This window comes from Luteibacter sp. dw_328 (assembly GCF_018449605.1).
Classification (GTDB): domain Bacteria; phylum Pseudomonadota; class Gammaproteobacteria; order Xanthomonadales; family Rhodanobacteraceae; genus Luteibacter.
Genome location: NZ_JAAVUW010000006.1, coordinates 314584 through 331217, shown reverse-complemented (window position 1 = coordinate 331217; position 16634 = coordinate 314584). Strand labels below are relative to the sequence as shown.

General features: G+C 64.8%; 18 protein-coding genes and 1 other RNA gene. 12 read left to right on the top strand and 7 right to left on the bottom strand.

Going from position 1 to position 16634, the window contains the following annotated elements; genetic code table 11:
* Nucleotides 1–35 precede the first annotated feature (35 nt).
* The 5 genes from HB634_RS16480 to cydP are packed head-to-tail and all read right to left on the bottom strand — an operon-like array spanning nt 36 to nt 3656.
* A complete protein-coding gene (locus HB634_RS16480) occupies nt 36–551 on the bottom strand; it encodes an HXXEE domain-containing protein (RefSeq protein ID WP_213949362.1) in 516 nt (171 codons plus the stop codon).
* 21 nt (nt 552–572) lie between these two features.
* Nucleotides 573–710, bottom strand: a complete 138-nt coding sequence (cydX, locus tag HB634_RS16475) for a cytochrome bd-I oxidase subunit CydX (protein ID WP_213949361.1) — start codon at nt 708–710, stop codon at nt 573–575.
* A gap of 15 nt (nt 711–725) precedes the next feature.
* Entirely contained in the window at nt 726–1856 is a 1131-nt protein-coding gene (gene cydB / locus HB634_RS16470; RefSeq protein WP_213949360.1) for a cytochrome d ubiquinol oxidase subunit II, read from the bottom strand.
* 10 nt (nt 1857–1866) lie between these two features.
* Complete coding sequence (locus tag HB634_RS16465; RefSeq protein WP_213949416.1) at nt 1867–3435, bottom strand: cytochrome ubiquinol oxidase subunit I; 1569 nt, start codon at nt 3433–3435, stop codon at nt 1867–1869.
* On the bottom strand, nt 3435–3656 hold the full coding sequence (cydP, locus tag HB634_RS16460) for a cytochrome oxidase putative small subunit CydP (RefSeq protein WP_063573152.1): 222 nt from the start codon (nt 3654–3656) through the stop codon (nt 3435–3437). The genes HB634_RS16465 and cydP overlap by 1 nt, the downstream gene beginning before the upstream one ends.
* A 139-nt stretch (nt 3657–3795) precedes the next feature.
* On the opposite strand from cydP, the gene HB634_RS16455 reads away from it, so the two are divergent.
* The gene (locus HB634_RS16455) at nt 3796–4869 is read left to right on the top strand and encodes a heparan-alpha-glucosaminide N-acetyltransferase domain-containing protein (protein ID WP_213949359.1); all 1074 of its coding nucleotides are present in this window, start codon (nt 3796–3798) and stop codon (nt 4867–4869) included.
* Between the two features lie 132 nt (nt 4870–5001).
* Here the strand turns inward: HB634_RS16455 and HB634_RS16450 are convergent, their stop codons facing one another.
* The gene (locus HB634_RS16450; RefSeq protein WP_213949358.1) at nt 5002–6294 is read right to left on the bottom strand and encodes an aminopeptidase P N-terminal domain-containing protein; all 1293 of its coding nucleotides are present in this window, start codon (nt 6292–6294) and stop codon (nt 5002–5004) included.
* Entirely contained in the window at nt 6291–6857 is a 567-nt protein-coding gene (locus HB634_RS16445; protein WP_063574088.1) for a UPF0149 family protein, read from the bottom strand. Before HB634_RS16445 ends, HB634_RS16450 begins: the two co-directional genes overlap by 4 nt.
* A gap of 91 nt (nt 6858–6948) precedes the next feature.
* Between HB634_RS16445 and HB634_RS16440 the strand changes: the two genes are divergently transcribed.
* The 11 genes from HB634_RS16440 to HB634_RS16390 all read left to right on the top strand — a co-directional run bounded on the left by HB634_RS16440 (nt 6949) and on the right by HB634_RS16390 (nt 16617).
* A complete protein-coding gene (locus HB634_RS16440; RefSeq protein ID WP_063574137.1) occupies nt 6949–7173 on the top strand; it encodes a TIGR02449 family protein in 225 nt (74 codons plus the stop codon).
* A gap of 8 nt (nt 7174–7181) precedes the next feature.
* Nucleotides 7182–7490, top strand: a complete 309-nt coding sequence (locus HB634_RS16435; RefSeq protein WP_046967972.1) for a cell division protein ZapA — start codon at nt 7182–7184, stop codon at nt 7488–7490.
* A gap of 7 nt (nt 7491–7497) precedes the next feature.
* Nucleotides 7498–7681, top strand: a non-coding RNA gene (ssrS, locus tag HB634_RS16430) — 6S RNA.
* A 109-nt stretch (nt 7682–7790) separates the two neighbouring features.
* A complete protein-coding gene (locus tag HB634_RS16425; protein ID WP_213949357.1) occupies nt 7791–8402 on the top strand; it encodes a 5-formyltetrahydrofolate cyclo-ligase in 612 nt (203 codons plus the stop codon).
* Nucleotides 8399–8857 carry an EVE domain-containing protein gene (locus HB634_RS16420; protein WP_213949356.1) on the top strand — a complete coding sequence of 153 codons (459 nt, stop codon included), beginning with the start codon at nt 8399–8401 and terminating at the stop codon, nt 8855–8857. The genes HB634_RS16425 and HB634_RS16420 overlap by 4 nt, the downstream gene beginning before the upstream one ends.
* Nucleotides 8854–9510 carry a ribose-5-phosphate isomerase RpiA gene (gene rpiA / locus HB634_RS16415; protein WP_213949355.1) on the top strand — a complete coding sequence of 219 codons (657 nt, stop codon included), beginning with the start codon at nt 8854–8856 and terminating at the stop codon, nt 9508–9510. The genes HB634_RS16420 and rpiA overlap by 4 nt, the downstream gene beginning before the upstream one ends.
* Before the next feature lie 165 nt (nt 9511–9675).
* Nucleotides 9676–11133, top strand: coding sequence for a DNA recombination protein RmuC (gene rmuC / locus HB634_RS16410; RefSeq protein WP_213949354.1), 1458 nt, complete (start codon nt 9676–9678; stop codon nt 11131–11133).
* Between the two features lie 80 nt (nt 11134–11213).
* The gene (gene folE / locus HB634_RS16405) at nt 11214–11810 is read left to right on the top strand and encodes a GTP cyclohydrolase I FolE (protein ID WP_063572933.1); all 597 of its coding nucleotides are present in this window, start codon (nt 11214–11216) and stop codon (nt 11808–11810) included.
* A gap of 2 nt (nt 11811–11812) precedes the next feature.
* Nucleotides 11813–13123, top strand: coding sequence for a hypothetical protein (locus tag HB634_RS16400; protein WP_213949353.1), 1311 nt, complete (start codon nt 11813–11815; stop codon nt 13121–13123).
* A complete protein-coding gene (locus HB634_RS16395) occupies nt 13116–13829 on the top strand; it encodes a hypothetical protein (protein ID WP_063572931.1) in 714 nt (237 codons plus the stop codon). Before HB634_RS16400 ends, HB634_RS16395 begins: the two co-directional genes overlap by 8 nt.
* On the top strand, nt 13822–16617 hold the full coding sequence (locus HB634_RS16390) for an AAA family ATPase (RefSeq protein WP_213949352.1): 2796 nt from the start codon (nt 13822–13824) through the stop codon (nt 16615–16617). The genes HB634_RS16395 and HB634_RS16390 overlap by 8 nt, the downstream gene beginning before the upstream one ends.
* Nucleotides 16618–16634: the final 17 nt, after the last annotated feature.

Sequence of the window (16634 nt, the reverse complement as noted above, 5' to 3'; positions counted from 1 at the left end):
TCGCCGATGAATCGGCTCCTACCGAGCGGGGTACCTCACGCCTCTGCCTCGCCGCGGAGTCGCCGCTGAAGCAGCCACGTGGCATAGCCAAGCAGCAAGAACACGGCGACAGCAAGCGGAATCAGCAGCATCCCAAACCCCGCCATGCGAAGTATGGAGCCCCACGATGTGTCAGACGACGCGCGAAGCACGATGATTACCAAGACAGAGTAGGGAAGCACCAGAAGGACCGCAGAAACGGTTCCGGGCGTGATTGACCTCCGCCTGAGCGACATGACGATGTGACCTAGCGCGTTCAACGTGAGCGCAAATGTCGCCACCACGAAGATCTCGGTGAACACCTCGTTCTGAGATAAGCAGGCGAGAAGACAGACGACCGCGGCGACCAGCGTAAGAAGCACACCAGCGTTGCGAATGACGGGGCGGCCCAGGAATCGGGCAGCGACACGGCCGTGGTAGTCGCGAACGAAATCGCCGTAGCGCAGGTATTCCTCCGCGTTGTGGATGCCGAGGATCACCGGGAAGACCAGGCTGAGGGTAGCGATGTTCATTGCGAAGCGGGCTTCGGCTGGTCACGGCCCCTCGTGTTTGGGCATTGGATCGCGCTTCATCGCCGCCTCGTCATCCGAATGCACCTCGTACCACATCGCGTTGAGGATGCCGAAGGCGGCGGCCAGGCCGAGGCCTAGTATCCAGGCGAAATACCACATGGCTCTATTGCTCCTTCAGTACATGCTGTGCGACTTGCGCACGTGTTCGAGGGTGACCCGGCCGCGCATGACGCGGTAGACCCAGCCGGTGTAGAGCAGGATCAGCGGAATGAAGACGACGGTGACACCGAGCATGATCAGCAGCGTGCCGCGGCTGGACGACGCATCCCATACCGTGAGGCTCGAGGTCGGGTCGGCTGCCGAGGGCATGAGGAAGGGGAACAGTGCGAACCCCGCGGAGAGAATGGTGCCGGCTACTGCAAGGCAACTGCAGAAGAAACCCTTGAAGCCGCGCTTTCCGACGAATAGCTGCAAGCCGAGGGCGCCGATGAAGGCAACGACAGGACCTGCCCAGAAGTACGGATGCATGAGGTAACTGGCGAACCAGGTCCCGCCCACGGCAACCTGCTTGTTCATCGGATTGGACATGGCGTCCGTCACCACCGGCCCGGAGACGGCGTAGCCCGGAATGCCGTAAGCCAGCCAGATGCCTGCGAGCACGAACAGCACGATGTACACCGCGGAAGCCATGCGCGAGACCTTCGCCGCGCGTTCCGCGATCACGTGATCGGCCTTCATCGCCGCCCAGCTCGCACCGTGCGCGAGCAGCATGCTGAGACTCACCAGCCCGGAAAGCAGCGCGAACGGCCGGAACAGCTGGAAGAAGCTGCCGTCCCACGTCATCCGCAGATCGCCGTCGTAGTGGAAAGGAAGGCCGAGGAACAGGTTACCGAAGGCCACCCCGCAGACCAGCATAACGATCACACCCGATGCGATCAGGCAGGTATCCCACACAGCCCGCCAACGCGGATCGTCCACCTTCTCGCGAAAATTGAAGCCGACCGGACGAATGATGAAGGCGACAAGCAGGACGAACATCGCCACGTACAGGCCGGAGAACGACGCTGCATAAAGCAGCGGCCACGCGGCGAACACCGCACCGCCGCCAAGAATGAACCACACCTGGTTACCTTCCCAGGTAGGCTCGATAGTCTCCAGCAGAACGATTCGCTCGTGCTCATCACGGCCAAGGATGCGCAGCAAGGCGGCCACCCCGAAGTCGAAGCCGTCCATGATCGCAAAGCCGATCAGCAGGATGCCGATGAGCGCCCACCAGATCACCCGCAGTGTTTCGTAATCGAACATGGCGTTCTCCTCAGACCGTCTGCGCGGTGACGGGAATGGCGTCCGGTCGCTTCGGCCACATGCCGAGGCCGTCCGGTCCCTTGCGGGCGAACTTGAGCATCAGGTAGCCATCGACAAACGCCAGCGCCGTGTAGAACAACACGAACCCGCCGAGCGAAATCCAGACCTGCCCCGCCGTCAGCGAAGAAGCACCCAGCGCCGTCGGCAGGACGCCTTCGATCGCCCACGGCTGCCGCCCGTACTCGGCGACAATCCATCCCAGTTCCGCAGCGACCCACGGCAGTGGCAGGCTCCATAGCGCCACCTTCAGGAATCCGCGGCCGTCGAGGCGCCGCTGGGTGGAACGCCAGAACGCATAAGCGAACAGGAAAATGAAGTACATGCCGCAGGCCACCATGATGCGGAACGACCAGAACAGCACGGGCACATTCGGGATGGTGCTATCGGCCGCCTTCTGGATATCCGCTGGCGTGGCCTTTCGTGGATCGTCCATGAAGCGCTTCAGAAGAAGCGCGTAGCCCATGTCCTTGTCATGCGCGGCGAGAATGGCCTTCGCCTGCTCGTCGCCCTTGTTCTCTCGCAACACGAGCATGGCGTCATAGGCCTTTATACCGTCCGCGATGCGAATCTTCGCGTCGTCGACCAGCGCGGCGATACCGGGGATCGGCTGATCGATGGAACGCGTGCCGATCAGGCCCATGACCCAGGGCACGCGAATGGCAGCGTGCGTCTCTCGCGCCTTCGTATCCGGTATGCCGAAAAGGGTAAACGAGGCCGGCGCCGGCTCGGTCTCCCACATGGCCTCGATCGCGGCCATCTTCATCTTCTGGTTCTCGGAAACGGTGTAACCGGACTCGTCGCCCAGCACGACGACCGACAGCGAGGCGGCGAGACCAAAGCTGGCGGCCACCGTCATCGAGCGCTTGGCGAAATCCACATTACGGCCGCGCAAGAGATACCACGCACTGATCGACAGCACGAACATGGCACCCATCGTGTAACCCGCGCTCACCGTGTGCACGAACTTGGATTGCGCGACGGGATTGAAGATCACTTCCTTGAACGAAGTGACCTCCATGCGCATGGTCTGTGGATTGAACGCGGCACCGACCGGGTTCTGCATCCACGCATTGGCGATGAGAATCCACAGCGCGGAGAGGCTAGTCGCCAACGCGAGGAACCAGGTCACCAGCATGTGTTTCAGCGGCGAGATGCGATCCCAGCCGAAGAAGAACAACCCGACCAGCGTGCCCTCGAGGAAGAAGGCCATCATCCCTTCGATGGCCAGCGGCGCGCCGAAGATGTCACCGACGTAATGCGAGTAGTACGCCCAGTTCGTCCCGAACTGGAACTCCATGGTCACGCCCGTGGCCACGCCCATAGCGAAGTTGATGCCGAACAGCACGCCCCAGAACTGGGTCATGCGTTTCCATACTTCGCGGCGGGTCATCACATACACGCTCTCCATGATGGCGAGCATGAAAGCGAGACCGAGCGTGAGCGGGACGAAGAGGAAGTGATACAGCGCCGTCAGTGCGAACTGCAGGCGCGACAGGCCGACGACATCGGGGTCGACGATCATGGCTGGGATCCCTGGGTAGAGGCGGAAGCGGGCGCGAGCATCCTTCCGACACCGGCGGGCGAGACGTCCGCGCGGGGTAACGGCCGGATGGCCACGTACCAGATGAGCATGAGCAGGGCGAGCTTGGCGACGACGATCAACGACAGCTCGAGGGCCAGCCTCGGCAGGGGCTTCTTGTCGCGCCAGCGGCGGCGCCCGGGTGCAACCTCCACAACCATCGGTGCGACTCCCTCGATTCCCTGACCATCTGCCGGACATCGTATGCCCGGGACGACGAGCGCGATCCATGGCCGATTGTCGCAACCGGCTGACCGCGTATCCTTCGGTTTCCTCTTCCAGCCTAAGCCTATCCCCGGGATGTCCTTGAATAAAGTGCGCTATGCCTCAGTCGATGTCATACGTGGAATGACGGTTGCGGCGATGCTTCTGGTCAACGATCCGGGCGATTGGGGCCATGTGTGGTGGCCTCTGGAGCACGCCGAGTGGAACGGCTGCACGCCGACCGACCTCGTTTTTCCCCTTTTTCTCTTCATCGTGGGTGTGTCGGTCTCGTTGGCCATCGTGCCACGCATCGAGGCCGGTGCGGAACGTGCACCGATTCGGCATGCGGCGTTGCGCCGCGCTGCGCGCATCGTCGGATTGGGCCTGCTGTTGAACCTCATGGCGTGGGTTGCGATCCCGGAGGCGCATCTGCGGATTCCCGGCGTGCTCCAACGGATCGGCATCTGTTTCGCCGCGGCGGCGTTGCTCGCCGTTGATACGCGGCCGCGCACGCGGGATGCCATCGGCATCGCGCTCCTGGTGGGGCACGGGGTGTTGCTGTTGGCCGGGGGCTCGCTCGATCCCTGGATCAACGTCGTGAGCCGCGTCGATACGACCGTGTTCGGACACTTCGTCTACATCACCGACCCCGCCACGGGGCGCGGCCACGATCCCGAAGGCCTGTTGGCTACGCTACCCGCGCTGGCGACCACGCTGCTTGGCATGCGTGCAGGGGCGTGGCTTCGCGCAGGCGATACGCGTTGGCTGATTATCGCCGCCGTCATCTGCGCCGTGACGGGCTGGTTGCTGCAGCCGCTGTGGCCGTTCAACAAGAACCTGTGGACGCCGAGCTACGTGCTGTGGACAGGCGGGTGGTCCTTCGCGTTGCTGGCCCTTTTTCACGTACTGGTCGACCTGCGCGGCTGGAAACCTCCAGGACGCGCTTTCGGTGTCAATGCGATCGCCGCTTATGCGGGCTCCGGGCTGATGGTCTACCTGTTGATCGCGCTCGGGGTCACCGCGCCCCTGTACCAGTGGGCCTTCGCTTCCTGGATGACGCCGCTCTTCGGCCCCTATGCGCCTTCGGCCGCCTGGGGCGTGGTCTTCGTCGCCATCTGGTGGCTGGTCGTCCGCTGGATGGACAAGCGCGGCATTTACCTCAAGGTCTGAAGAGCCGAACCCCGCTTGAGTAGGAGCCGATTCATCGGCGATCCCGCGGTAGCGGGCCGGGTTGCCGCGAGCACCCGATTCGCCGATGAATCGGCTCCTACCGGGCATAGAGACGCCAGGGGGACGGTGCCTTCAGCGCTCCAGGGCGCCGGGGGATTTGGGGACCATCGCGGTCAGCACGTCCGGTGCACCCTTGGTCACGGCCACGTCATCCTCGATGCGAATGCCGATGCCGCGCCAGCGCTCGTCGACGGCCTTGTCGTTCGGCGGGACATAGATGCCGGGTTCGACGGTGACGACCATGCCTTCCTCGAGCACGCGCGGCTCGCCGTCAATGCGGTAATCACCCACGTCGTGCACGTCGAGACCGAGCCAGTGGCCGGTCTTGCTAGGGAAGTAGGTTTTGTAGCTTCCCTCGGCGATGGCCCGGTCGGCGCCGCCCTTGAGGATGCCGACGGCGCAGAGGCCTTCGGCGATAACGCGGACAGCGGCGTCGTGTGCCGCGCCGAACGAGAGCCCCGGGCGCACCGCGTCGATCGCGGCGAGCTGCGCCTCGTGGACGATGTCGTAGAGCGCGCGCTGGGCCGGGGTGAAACGCCCACCGACCGGGAACGTACGCGTGATGTCCGAGGCGTAGCAGTCCACCTCGGCGCCGGCATCGATCAGGAGCAGCTCGCCGTCCTTGAGCGTGGCCCGATTCGCCTGGTAATGCATGATGCAGGCGTTGGCGCCACCGGCGACGGTCGGCGGGAACGCCGGCACCGCGCCCTGGCTGCGGATGCTGCGAAGGATCTCGCCTTCGATTTCGTATTCGGCTGCCCCGGGGCGTGCCAACGCCATGGCGGCGATGTGGGCCGCGCCGGCGACTTCGCCAGCGCGTCGCATCAGGGCGAGTTCGTCGCGCGACTTGAACAGGCGCAGGTCGTGCAGCAAATGCCCCAGCGCGACCAGGTCTTTCGGCACGACGCCGCCGCCACGCGCGGTACGCAGCCGGCGGATCCACCCAAGCAGGCGGGCGTCGAAATCCGGCTCCTGGCCGAAGTGGCAGTACACCCGCGCCCTGCCCTCGATCATCCCGGGCAGGATGTCGTCGATGTCGTCGATGGGAAAGGCGTCATCGAGGCGAAGTTCGCGTGCGGCACGATCCGTGCCCATGCGCTCCCCGTCCCAGCGCTCGCGCTCGGCGTCGCGTTCCCGGCAGAACAGCACGGTTTCGCCATGGGCCCGGCCCGGCAACAGGGCAAGCACGGCTTCGGGTTCGCCGAAGCCGGTGAGGTAGTGAAAATCGGAGTCCTGCCGGTACGGCCACGGGGCATCGGCGTTGCGCATGCGCTCGGGAGCGGCGGCGAGGATCAGTACCGAATCTTCGCCCGCCATGCGCATCAGCTCCCGGCGGCGCCGGGCGTACTCCGCGGGCGCGATCAATGCAGGGTGTCGCTGGCCGGTCGTGATACGCGACTGAATTCGGCGTGCAACAGCAGGGCACCGGTGCGGACGTACTCTTCGATTTCGGTCAGGTTTTCGTCGTTGACGTCATCGTCCTTGTCGAACTCGAACTCCGTCGTGGCGATACCCGCCATGTCGGTAAGCACTTCACGCGCTTCTTCGCTCATGCTTTTGTTGGTTTCGGGCGAACCGCCCAGGCCGAAACCGCCGAGGAAGCCCTCGGCCCACTCGCTCAGACCCTCCGCACGCTCGTGGATCGGCGCGTCGTCGTCGGGTAACCAGGGCGAAAAGGTCAGGTCGAGGTCGGCAAGCCATTCTTCGGTCTGGTGACGGAGCCGGGTGAGCATGGCCTGCTCTTCCGCCGTAGGTGCCTGGTCGGGCTCGAGTTCGAGCGCCGCCAGCACCGACCCGTGAGGGAAACGGCCACCGGCGCTGATGTAACCCACCAGGGCGCCATGGAATTCGCTCACCGACATGGCCAGCTTGCAGCGCCCGATGAGTTCGGCGATCTCTTCGGGATCGACGGTCTGATTGGCGGACATGGGGGTACTCCTCGATAACTTTGCTACGCAGTCTAATACAGGTGCCATCACCCCCTGCCGACAAGCGCGAACGTCCTGTTATAGTCCGCGCATGACGAACCCGGACGCCTTCAAGACCGAAGTGGAAGCCCTGAGCGCGACGCTCGACCGGCTCGTCGATACCGTTCGCCGCCTTAACGAGGAAAACCGCAGCCTGCGGCATAGCCAGGAACAGCTGGCCAACGAACGGGCGGGACTCATGGCGCGCAACGAACAGGCGCGCGGCCGCGTCGAAGCGATGATCCAGCGCCTCAAGGCGCTCGAGAACACGGGCTGATCTGTCACATGAATGCCACCGCCAGCGAACCGGTATCCCTCCGCCTCCTCGACCGCGAGTTCCATATCGCGTGCGCGCCGGAGGAACGGGCCGGTTTGATCGCCGCCGCCCAGTTTCTCGACGGCAAGATGCGCGAGCTCAAAGCCAATGCCAAGGCCCCCGGTTTCGACCGGATCGCCGTCCTGACGGCCGTCAGCATCGCCCACGAGCTGCTTTCGCTCAGAAAGGAGCACGAGTCGCAGGAACAGGTGCTGACCGACGGATTGGCTTCCCTTCGCAAGAAGCTTGATGGTCTGCTCGACGCACCGGTAAAATAGCGGCAGGCGTTCCCTGCGGTGTTCGCCAGCGCACTTTACATTTGCCTTGTTCCTACATACGACCCCGGGTCGGCTATTCGTGGCTGTTGTGCATGTCCGCCTTCGTGCGGAAAGCCTAAATGCTGCGTGGCTCTCCCACCTGATCCTTTGGATCAAGGTCGTTTGGTGCGCAGCGGCATCGCGGAGAACGCCTCTCCTTAATCAGCCGATCGGCCGCAGGGCCGGTCAGCGCCCCTGTCGCGGCACCGGCTGGGGCGGCTCGACGGCAACCTTCGACCGTGCCGTTCAGCTGAGCCCCCCATGTCAAAGCTTCCCGAGAGACGCGAACTTCGAGCCGACCTCGTCCAGCGCCGACGCCAGCTGAAGCCGGCCGAGCGCGTTGCGGCGGCCCAGGGCCTGCGCCATTCGCTGGAACAGCTGCCCGAATTCCTCACCGACAAGCACGTCGCGGGCTACTGGGCGACCGGTGGCGAGCTCCCGCTCAACATGGCCATTGCGCCGCTCGCCGAGCGCGGCCAGACCTTTTACCTGCCGATCGTGACCAAATCGGGTGGCAAGCGCCGCCTGACCTTCGCCCCGTGGACCACGGGCGAGGACGTCGAATCCAACGACATGGGCATTCCCGAGCCGAAGGCCTCCGAGCGCATCGTCGAGGCGAACAAGCTGGACCTCGTGCTGGTACCCCTGCTGGGTTTCGATCGCAAGGGCAATCGCCTCGGCTTCGGTGGCGGCTACTACGACCGCAGCTTCGAGTTCCTGCACGGCCAGCAACGCCCGGCGCAGCCCCTGCTGGTCGGCGTCGGCTACCACTTCCAGGAACTGGACGCGATCACGACCGCCGAGTGGGACATCTCGCTCGACTACATCGCGACCGACAAAGAGCTGATCGACTGCACGGGCAACGCCCTATGAATTACTGGCTCATGAAATCCGAGCCGGATGCTTTTTCCATCGACGACCTGAAGCGTAAAGGCAGCGAACCCTGGGATGGCGTTCGCAACTATCAGGCGCGCAACTTCATGCGCGACGGCATGAAGGTCGGCGACAAAATTTTCTTCTACCACTCGAACACGGATGTCCCCGGCATCGTCGGCATAGCGTCCGTCGCTTCACCGGCCTATCCGGACGAGAGCCAGTTCAACAAGAAATCGAAGTATTACGACGAGAAAGCGACCCGCGAGGAACCTCGATGGATGCTTATCGACGTGAAGTTCGAGCGCAAGCTCGCACGCACGATTTCGCTCGAAGAACTGAAGAACCGCGACGAACTCGCCGACATGCCGCTGGTGCGCAAAGGCAACCGGCTGTCGGTCATGCCGGTCGCCAAGAGCGACTGGGATTTCATCCTTACGCTGGAAAAGCCATGAGCCAGGACAACGAAAAGCGCCTTGCCGCCGAGACTGCGGTGCATCGTTACGTCGAAAACGGCACGTTCAAGGGCGGCATCATCGGCGTGGGCACCGGCTCCACGGTGAACTTCTTCATCGACGCGCTCGCGCCCTTCCGCGACAAGATCAAGGCCGCGGTATCCAGCTCGGAAGCCTCCAGCGATCGCCTGCGCAAACTCGGCTTCGATGTCCTCGATCTCAATGCCGCTGGCCGCCTCGACCTCTATGTCGACGGGGCCGACGAGTGTGATCCGCAGAGGCGCCTGATCAAGGGCGGTGGTGCGGCACTCACTCGCGAGAAGATCGTGGCTGCCGCGTCCGACAAGTTCGTCTGCATCATCGACTCCACCAAACAGGTGGACGTCCTCGGCAAGTTTCCCCTGCCGGTCGAGGTGATTCCGATGGCGCGCAGCCTGGTGGCCCGCGAGATCGTGGCCCTCGGCGGTCAGCCGGTGTGGCGCGATGGTGTCGTCACCGATAACGGCAACTGGATCCTCGATGTGCACAACTGGCACATCACCCAACCCGTGGAACTCGAGGCCACGCTGAACCAGATCGTCGGCGTCGTCGCCGTGGGCCTGTTCGCGAAGCGCCCGGCGGATGTCGTCATCGTGGGCAATCGCGAACTCTGAGACGGTCCGGCGCGAGACTGCCCTACCCTCTGTAGGGCCGATTCATCGGCGATCGCAGCCATGTGGGAGCCGCTTCAGCGGCGAAAAGCCAACGGAGCGGTTTAGCCGCAGCGCCCATCGCCGGCATAGCCGGCTCCCACACAAGCCGGTGTACCCTCTCGCCCCATGACGCTCGAAAGCATCCTCCTCATTGTCCTCCTGGTGCTGGCCATTGCCTGCATCGCTCTTCTTCTCGTCCTGCTTTCCCGCGGAAAACACGACGACGGCAACGCCGGCCGCCTCGACGCCCTGCGCGAAGACACCCGCCGGCTCGAAGGCGTGCTGCGCGACGAACAGCGTGCCGGCCGTGGCGAGCTCGGCGAGAGCTTCAACCAGTTCCGCGCGCACGTTCAGGAGCAGATGCAGCTGGCCGCCGAGCGGCAGCACGAGCGCATCGAAGGCTTCGGACGCCGCCTCGACCAGCTGACCGAGCGCACCGATACCGGCCTGCAGTCGCTGCGCCAGGGCCTGGCCGATGACTCACGCAAGACCCGCGAAGAATCCGCGCTCACGCTCAAGCACTTCGGCGAACTGCTCGACCAGCGCTTCACCGCCCTGACCACCGACAACGAGAAGCGTCTCGGCGAGATCCGCGCCACCCTGGAGGCCCGCCTGGCGGCCATCCAGCAGGACAACGCGGCCAAGCTCGAACAGATGCGCGCCACCGTGGACGAGAAGCTGCAGTCCACCCTGGAAACCCGCCTGGGGCAGTCCTTCCAGCTCGTTTCCGAGCGCCTTGAAGCCGTCCAGCGCGGCCTCGGCGAGATGCAGGCCCTGGCCGCGGGCGTCGGCGACCTGAAGCGCGTGCTGACGAACGTGAAGACTCGCGGCACCTTCGGCGAAGTCCAGCTCGGCGCCCTGCTCGAACAGATCCTGGTGGCGGAGCAGTACGCCGCTAACGTCGCCACGGTTCCCGGCTCCGCCGACCGAGTCGAATATGCCATCCGCCTGCCCGGCACCGAAGACGGCACCCCTGTCTGGCTGCCCATCGACGCCAAGTACCCGATCGAGGACTACCAGCGCCTGCTCGACTTCCAGGACGCCGCGGATGCCGAAGGGGTTCTCGTCGCCGGCAAAGCGCTCGAACTGCGTGTGCGTGAAGAGGCCAAACGAATCCACACCAAATACGTGGCTCCGCCGCACACCACCGACTTCGCCATCCTGTTCCTGCCCACGGAAGGCCTCTATGCCGAGGTAATCCGTCGACCAGGGCTGTCCGATCAGTTACAGCGCGACTACCGGGTCACCATCGCCGGTCCCACCACGCTCACCGCCCTGCTCAACAGCCTGCAAATGGGCTTTCGTACCCTGGCGATCGAAAAGCGGTCGTCCGAGGTGTGGCAGGTGCTGGGCGCGGTCAAGAACGAGTTCAGCAAGTTCGGCACAGTGCTGGAAAAGACCCGCAAGCAGCTGGATACGGTGCGCAACAGCATCGACAGCGCCGGCACCCGGACACGCGCCATCGAGCGCAAGCTTCGCGGCGTCGAGTCGCTGACCGGCGACCAGTCACAAGCCTTACTGGAGCTGCCGGCCGATCTCGACGACACCGAGGCCGACGCCACGCCCGATCAGTCCGAGGACTGATGGCCGCGAGCACCCATCGCCGATGAATCGGCTCCTACATTCCTTATAATGAGCGTTTGCAGCCCAAGGAATCCCTCCCGATGAGCGACGACGCCAAGTCCCGTCCGGTCACCCGTGAACAGGCCGAAGAAGCGGTACGCACGCTCCTGATCTGGGCGGGTGAGGATCCCAAGCGCGAGGGCCTGCTGGATACGCCCAAGCGCGTGGTCAAGGCCTACTCGGACTGGTTCAAGGGTTACGACGAAGACCCCGCCGAATACCTGCGCCGCACCTTCAAGGAAGTCGAAGGCTACGACGAGATGATCGTCCTTCGCGATATCGAGTTCGAAAGCCACTGCGAACACCACATGGCCCCGATCATCGGTCGCGCCCACGTCGGCTACGTGCCGACCGACCGCGTCGTCGGCATCAGCAAGCTCGCCCGCGTCGTCGACGGCTTCGCCCGCCGCTTCCAGGTGCAGGAAAAGCTCACCGCGCAGATTGCTCACTGCATCGAAGACACCCTGCGCCCCCGCGGCGTCGGTGTGGTCATCGATGCCAGCCATGAGTGCATGACCACCCGCGGCGTGCACAAGCGTGGCGTCTCCATGGTGACCAGCCAGATGCTGGGCAGCTTCCGCGAAGATCCCCGCACACGAGGCGAGTTTCTTCGCTTCGTCGGCGTCGACCGTCGCTGACGTTGAGCGGACCGACCGACACCACCCTCCACGACGAACGCCTGCAGGATCTCTTCCGCGACGGCTTCGTCGCCGAGGACCTTCCTGCCGTCTTCCCGCTGTTGCGCGGGCGAGGCCTGCTGCGTGCGTTTTCCGCCCTGTTCCACGGCAGCGAGGCCCAGGTGCTGCTGCGCCTGCTGGTGTTGCGCACACTCGGCGCACGCTCGCATGCCCCGGAGTGGACGCCGCAGGAGATTCGCGACCATCTCGCCTTTGTCGACGCGGTGAAACTGGAAACCGTGGTCCAGCGACTGAAGGATCACGAGCTTCTCGTCTATGACGGTGAAACACAGCGCTATCGCGTCGGCCCCCTCGGTCGCAAGGCACTGGCCGCGCTCGCCGTCATGCTGGAGTTCGAGAACGACGATGACGACGGCCTCGGTTACCTCACGGCGCAGCTCGCCGCGGGTCAGGCCGTCGGCCGTGTGTCGGTGGACGAGCTCGGTCACCTGTTGTCGCGCCTGAGCGAACTGAAGGAAGACTTCGATCGCGCCGTTCTCTCGGGTTCCGAACACCGGATCCGCCGCGCCGCCGAACGCCTGGATTCAGTCTGGACGTGGGTCGAGAAAGGCACCGAAGTCGTTGCCGGCATCACCGAGAAGGAGGAACTGGAACCGGCGGCGCATCGGCTCGCCCAGGCCGTGGGTCGTGCGCAGAGTGCCCTGCTGCGCCAGGCCGGTATCTTCCAGCGCGAACTCAACAAGATCGACCAGCACCGCGTGCACCTCGGACGTACGGGCCTGTCCTCGTCCGACCTCGTCGGCTGGCTGCGCGCGCTGGATGTCGACGCACTCGCCGCCTTCGAGGACGGTCAGCTGCTGATGCCCTTGCCGGCGTCCTTCATCCACGACCAGATCGCCCTGGACGTGGCGGAATTCGAACTGCTCGAGCGCGAACGTCTCGCCGCCGAAAGCACGGCACTCCCTGGCGCCGAACAACCACCGGACACCGCCGATCTGCCGATGGATGAGGAAGACCTGCGTTTCCTCGAAGACTGGCATGCCGAGCTCGCTGCCATCGTGAGCCCGCGCGAACTCGCCGATACGCTGATCGGCGACGACTATGCCTTGTCCGCGTATCGCCTTTCCCTGCTCGGCCTGCTCGGCGACCCCGAATCGGCGGCACTCGAAGGCGGCACGGCCGATCTTGCGCGCCTGCCCCTCGCGCTCGAGATCGAACCGACCCTGATCGAAACCGACCTGCCACAGATCGCGCTGGTGAGCGCAGGACGCCTGCGTCCGCGAACCGTCGCGAAGGACACCACCGATGCATGATGAAACCGCCACCCTGGTTACCCGGCTGCTCGCCCAGCGCTGGTTACCGCGCGACGACGTGCAGGCTCGCAAAGCCCTGCTTGACGAAGCCTTTCGCGAGGAACTCGACCGCCGGCTTGAGTCGGTCGGGCTCGAACTCCGCGAACATCCCTATGCCGCCTACATCGGCCTTGCCGTGGCAAGGAAGAGCGAGCGCGCCGTCTTCGGTGGCAGCGACAGCTGGATATCCAACACCTTGCAGCTGGACCGCGACGGTGTCGCGCTGCTCGTCGTCATCTGGGCGTTGATCGTGTTGCCGAAGCGGCAGCGCCAGGTCGAGCGCCAGGATGTCGAAGCCGCCGCATCGCAGAGCCAGATGTTCGCCGAGCAGAAGCCTATTCCGCGAGACCCTACGGTGTCGCCGGTGATCGCCGAGCGCACCCTGCTCGCCGACTTCGGCGAGAAGCTCGGCGGCAAGACACGCGTCGGTTTCAACCTGGGTACGCTCAATCGACTCGGCTTCATCATCCGCCGCAAGGGTGAGGTCGCCGAAGGTCCGCTTCTCGACCTCGCCTTCGATTACGAGCGCACCGCACGGCGGATCCTCGATGGCGCTCTCGGCGACCTGCTGGCGGAAGCCGCATCGCGCCCGCCGTCCGCTCCGGTGCACGACCTGGACGACGACGAAGAGCCCATGGACGAAATCGAGGAAAACGCCGATGTTTGATTTCCGCAGCCTCGAGGTCGTCCACTGGGATTACTGGCAGCGCTTTGTCCTCCCGCTGGACACGAACATCGTCACCGTCGTCGGGCCGAATGGCTCCGGCAAGACGACCCTGCTCGATGCGTTGCGCACCCTGCTCACCATCGACTGCGCGGGCAATCGCGACTACAAGAGCTACCTGCGCCACAACGGCAAGCCCTTCGCCTGGCTGCGCGCCCGTGTCGGCAACACGCCGGGGCCGAGCGGCGAGCGCCCTTTCTTCCCGCTGATGGACCGTGAGGTCACCCTAGCCTGCCGCATTCAGAAGAAAGGTGGCGAGTGGACGCGACACTATGCCGTGGTCGGCGGCGATGTCAGCGTGGAGGAAATCGAGGCCCGCAACGACTTCCTGGGACTGCGCGAGTATCGCGTGCGTCTCGAAGGCGCCGGCTTGTCACAGGCCATCCGTCGCGTGCTCACCCTCGAACAGGGTGCGACGGACAAGCTCTGCCAGATGCCACCGAAAGCACTGTTGGACCTGGTCTTCGATGTCTTCGGCGACAAGGCCGTGCTCGACGACTACCAGCGTGCGCGCAACGAGCAGAACGAGGCCGACCGCGAACAGCACGGCCTCGAGCACCAGCTTTCCCTCATCGGCGTAAGCCTGCAGGAAGCCGAGGCCCGCGCGCGTTCGTTCCAGGAATGGAATGCACTCAAGAGCGAGCGCGTCGACCTGGTTGCCGACATCCTGCCGAGAACCGAGCTCGCCGAGCTTGGCGCCGGCATCCGCGGTGCGCGACCCCCGCTGACCGGCGTCAAGCGTCGTGTCGGCGAACTCGAAGCGCGCGATGCCGAACTCACGCGCCAGCTCGGTGAGTTCGATGCGGGTGGAGAGACCCTTCGCGGCGAGCAGCACGAGGCCGATCTCGCCCGGCAACAGACCCAGAAGAGCCTCGATGCCGCTCGCGCCGAGCTCGCCCAGAACGATCTTCTGATCAAGCAGGAGCTACGCCTGCGTGAGATGGTCGCCGCGCAAGGCGGCGCCGATCACGAGCGCCTGGCCGATGTGGCACGCGATGCCCGCGCACGTGTCAATGCGCTTCAAGGCGAAGAGACCACGCTTCGCCAGCAGCTGACCACGCTCACCAGCCAGCTCTCGGCATGGCGTAGCGGCCGCCGCTACACGCCCGATTTCGAGGCCGACTTCCGCCGCGCACTCGAAGGCGCGGGCATCCGTCACAGCATGCTCAGCGAGATTGTCGAGATCGTCGAACCGCGCTGGCAGCCGGCCGTGGAAGCGGTGCTGGCGGGCTATCGCCATGTGGTCCTGCTCGACGATCCGCGCGACCGCGAGAAGGCCTGGAAGCTCGGTGAGCAGCATCGCTACAAGCACTTCGTCGTGGCCGATCGCGCACCCGCGGAGAAGGCCGCGCGTGGCTCCCTTCTCGAGGTCGTCGAGTTCTCCGCCGCGGCGCCGGATTGGCTCCTGCGCAACCTCGATCGCATACGCCGCGTAGAGGATATCGCCGACGGTTCGGCGTTCGGGCGCGAGCAGGACTGGATCACCCCGCAGGGTTACTTCCGCGAACGTCGCGGCGGCCGACACCTCGGTGTCGACGATATGTACTTCGGTGCCGGCGCGCGTGACCGACAGTTGCGCGATGGCGAGGCGAAGCTGCGCGAGATCGAAAGCCGCCTTCGCGACATCGCGAGCGAACGCAAGGAAACCCTGGCCCGCGCGACCGATGCCGAAGGCGTGCTTCGCGGTGCCAGTGCAAGCAGCCAGCTCGCCGACCGCGCCGACGAATTCAGCGAAGCGCATGAGCAGCAGATGCGCCTGCGAGAAGACGTGCAGCGCACGGCGGACAGCCATGTGGCTGCCGAGAACCACTACGAGGCCGTGCGCGACAGACGACTGAAAACGTCCAACGCACGTGACAACGCCGCCCGCGAACAGCGGGTCGTGCAGAACCAGCTTGCCGATGCCGTGCGCCAACACCATCAGCTGCGCAACGACCAGATCGATCGCCTCAAGGCCTTCCGTGCCAAACGCGCGCATGTCGGCCTCGCCCACCGCAGTCGCGCCGCCATGGCCGCGTTGCGCGAACGCTACGAATCGCCTTCTTCCGTGCGCCGCGAGATCGAACGCATCGAGCGTCGTCTCGAGGAAGGCCATTGGGAGCAGGATGCCAGTGTCGTCGCGCTGCGCGAGAAGCTGTGGACTGACCACGACGGTCTCAAGCTCGATCTCGAGAAGCGCCGCATCCACCTTGAGCGCGCCTCGCGTATCACGCACGAAGCACGTGGCGCGTACATCCAGGTCCTGCGCAACACGGTCCGGCGCTACGCAAAGAACCTCAAGGTACTCGCCGAACTGGCGGGCATCGGCGTGGACGTCGAGCTCCCGGAGTTGAGCAACGACGACCTCACGCTCGCGTCGGCGGCGTTGCATGTGCGCTTCGAGTTCGACAAGAAGGGCTGGATCGGCATGGACGACGGCGAGGCGTCCGGCGGCCAGCAGGTGATGAAATCGCTGCTGTTGCTGGTGGCGCTGATGCGCGACGAAGATCGTCCCGGCGGCTTCGTCTTCATCGACGAACCCTTCGCGCATCTGGATATCTTCAACATCGACAAGGTGGGTGCGTTCCTCAAATCCACGCGAGCCCAGTACATCCTGACCACGCCGGCCACGCATAACGTCAATGTGTTCCAGCCATCGGATCTGACGCTGGTGACGAGCAAGCGGCGGCCGGGAGCGACGTGGGCGCAGCCGTTGGCCGTGTTGCGCAGGCGGCCTGCTGCGGCCGCCTGAATCCGGAAGCGACGGTC